The 1,669-nt window shown below is 51.2% G+C and carries 2 protein-coding genes; both read left to right on the forward strand.

Annotation, left to right across the window (positions count from 1 at the left end; all coding sequences use genetic code 11):
- Positions 1-74 precede the first annotated feature (74 nt).
- Positions 75-671 carry a transposase gene (locus tag BLT07_RS20525; RefSeq protein ID WP_091874486.1) on the forward strand — a complete coding sequence of 199 codons (597 nt, stop codon included), beginning with the start codon at positions 75-77 and terminating at the stop codon, positions 669-671.
- Positions 672-796: 125 nt separating this feature from the next.
- On the forward strand, positions 797-1,615 hold the full coding sequence (locus tag BLT07_RS20530) for a transposase (RefSeq protein WP_394331319.1): 819 nt from the start codon (positions 797-799) through the stop codon (positions 1,613-1,615).
- Positions 1,616-1,669: the final 54 nt, after the last annotated feature.

A 1,669-nucleotide genomic window follows, 5' to 3' on the forward strand; every position in this document is an offset into this window, starting at 1 on the left:
CGTGGCTGTTGCACAACTCCGATAAACATCAATTTTTGCTTTCACCAATGCGCGGAAATCCGTAAATTCAAGGTATGCAAGGCAAAAAGAACTATACCGAAAAACTCTTCCTAAGTTTCCAGTTATCGGACCGGGTCCCAAAGGAAAACCTTTACAGAAGGCTCCGCGAAACGCTCGACCTGAGTTTTCTCTATGAGGATACTAAGGAACTCTATGGCAGGACCGGCAACCCTTCTATCGACCCCATTGTCTTTTTTAAGCTGTTGGTCACGGGATACCTCGAGAACATTACCTCCGACCGAAAACTGGTGGAGCACTGCGGTATGCGGATGGACGTGCTCTACTTTCTGAGCTATGACCTGGACGAGGAGCTGCCATGGCATTCGACGATAAGCAGGACGAGGCAACTTTACCCGGAATCCCTGTTCGTAACATTGTTCAACAAGGTATTCGCCCTGTGTGTCGATAGCGGAATGGTGTCCGGCCACACCCAGGCAGTGGACTCGGCCCCGATAAAGGCGAACGCGTCCATGGAAAGCGTAGTGCCGAAAATGCCGGCCACCCCGATGGAGAGCCACTTGAAAAAAGTGTCGGAAGAAAATCGCGAAACTACTAAAAAGCACGGAGGAACCATATCCCCCGTACAAATCTCCGCTCCGAGCATGAGCTGAAGCGCACGGAGAAGCACCATCAAAATCTGAGGGACAGTCCGGTACAACTGATCGGCGCGTCCAACAAGAAGGCACGCCTGTTAAGCGACAAGACACACTACAACCCTCACGACCCGGATGCCCGTATATCGGTAAAGCCGGGCAAGGCCAGAAAATTGAACTACCATTGCAGCATGGCAGTGGATACCGCGGAAGGGGTCATCTCGCATATCCAAGCGGACTTTGCAGACGGCAGGGACAGTCAGTACCTGACCGATATCGGCCTGCGGGTCCAGAACCGCTTAAGGAAAAACGAGCTCATAATGACGGATCTCCTGGCGGACGCAGGTTATTCCAATGGCGCCAACTACCATTTTCTCGAACAACGGAAGGTTACCGGATGGATACCCGTTTTCGGAAAGTACAAACCTAAAATAGAAGGCTTTCCCTATAATAAGGAAAGGGACGAATATAGATGCCCGATGAACAGGCCCCTGCCCTTCAAGGCATTCTATACCAACAGGGACGGGAGCGTACTGAAAAACTACTGGGCGGCACCGAAGGACTGCAAGGCCTGCCCCATGAAACCCCAATGTGTGCCGAATACAAAATGCAAAAAGATAATCAGAACGATCTATGACGAGCAATACTTGAGGGCCTACGCCAGACAGCACAGTGAAAGGGGCAAACGAATGAAAAACCTTAGGCAAAGTACGGTGGAGCCCGTGTTCGGTAGTCTGACCCAGTTCTACGGTCTGAGAAAAATAGGCGTACTGGGCAAGGCCGGTGCGCATAAGGTCATGCTCATGGCGGCAATCGCCTTCAACCTGAAAAAGTACCTAAAGAAAGGGGGAAGGAAACCCTCCATTGGTGTTTTCAAGACGATTATGGACGCCCTACAAGGCTGCCTGACCATTATTCGCCAGTATATCCAATCAAGACCGGTCCCCCTGAAGGCTCCGTAAAAACAGCCTACTCGGGTCAATATCTTACGCACAGAGCACTTCTGCAACGGCCAC

The organism is Pricia antarctica (assembly GCF_900101815.1).
GTDB classification, from domain to species: domain Bacteria; phylum Bacteroidota; class Bacteroidia; order Flavobacteriales; family Flavobacteriaceae; genus Pricia; species Pricia antarctica.

Excerpts from the sequence above, each read along its gene's own strand:
- BLT07_RS20525 (WP_091874486.1), top strand. The coding sequence starts at position 75 with ATGCAAGGCAAAAAGAACTATACCGAAAAACTCTTCCTAAGTTTCCAG.